Source organism: Streptomyces sp. NPDC059255 (assembly GCF_042752355.1).
Classification (GTDB): domain Bacteria; phylum Actinomycetota; class Actinomycetes; order Streptomycetales; family Streptomycetaceae; genus Streptomyces.
In genome coordinates, this window is record NZ_JBHYZP010000114.1 from 1 (window position 1) to 1,139 (window position 1,139).

Here is a 1,139-nt window from a genome sequence, read left to right on the forward strand (position 1 = left end):
CTAGTCTTCTGAGTCAGGAATTCTGTTCAGATATGAAGCGAGGCGTTCGAGGATCTCGTCCGCGGTCTTGGTCCAGATGTAGGGCCTGGGGTCGGTGTTCCAGGCTGCGATCCAGGTCCGGATGTCCTTCTCCAGGGCTTGGACGGATCTGTGGGCGCCTCGCCGTATCTGTTTGTTCGTCAGCTCGGCGAACCATCGCTCCACGAGGTTGAGCCAGGACGATCCCGTCGGTGTGAAGTGCAGATGGAACCGCGGGTGGGCCAGTAGCCAGGTCTTGACGGCCGGGGTTTTGTGGGTGGCGTAGTTGTCCAGCACCAGGTGGATGCCGAGGCCGTCCGGCACTTCCTGGTCGAGCTTGACGAGGAACTTCTTGAACTCCTCGGCGCGGTGGCGGCGGTGCAGGGAGCCGATGACCTTGCCGGTGGCGACCTCCAGGGCCGCGAAGAGGGTGGTGGTGCCGGCGCGGACGTAGTCGTGCGTGACGCGTTGGGGCACTCCGGGCATCATCGGCAGCACCGGCTGCGACCGGTCGAGGGCCTGGATCTGCGACTTCTCGTCGACACAGAAGACCAGAGCCCGCTCGGGCGGGTCCAGATAGAGGCCGACGACATCGTGGACCTTGTCGACGAAGTACGGGTCTGTCGACAGCTTGAACGTCTCCGAGCGGTGTGGCTGGAGACCGAACGCCCGCCAGACCCGCGACACCGTGGACTGCGACAGGCCCGTCTTCCTCGCCATCGAGCGCGTCGACCAGTGCGTCGCGTTCTTCGGAGCCGACTCCAGCGTCCTGGTGACCAGCGCGATCACCTGCTCGTCGGTCACCGTCCGGGGACCGCCCGAGCGGGGCATATCTCCCAGGCCGGCGATTCGATGCTCGACGAACCTTGCCCGCCAGCGGCCCACCGCATGCGGCGTCGAGCCGAGCCGGGCAGCGACGTCCTTGTTGGAAGCACCCTGCGCGCAGGCCAGGATGATCCGACAGCGCAGAGCCCACGCCTGCGGCGTGGAACGGCGCCGCACCCACCCCTCGAGTGCAGCCCGTTCCTCGTCCGACAGAACCAACGCGGCCTTCGGCCGTCCAGTGCGTGCCACAGGCCAAGTCTAAACATCTGAACAGAATTCCTGACTCAGAAGACTAG

At 65.5% G+C, this 1,139-nt stretch carries 1 protein-coding gene; it reads right to left on the minus strand.

Annotated elements, in window-relative coordinates; translation table 11 throughout:
- Positions 1-1,092 carry an IS630 family transposase gene (locus ACFXKG_RS41325; RefSeq protein ID WP_384850788.1) on the minus strand — a complete coding sequence of 364 codons (1,092 nt, stop codon included), beginning with the start codon at positions 1,090-1,092 and terminating at the stop codon, positions 1-3.
- Positions 1,093-1,139: the final 47 nt, after the last annotated feature.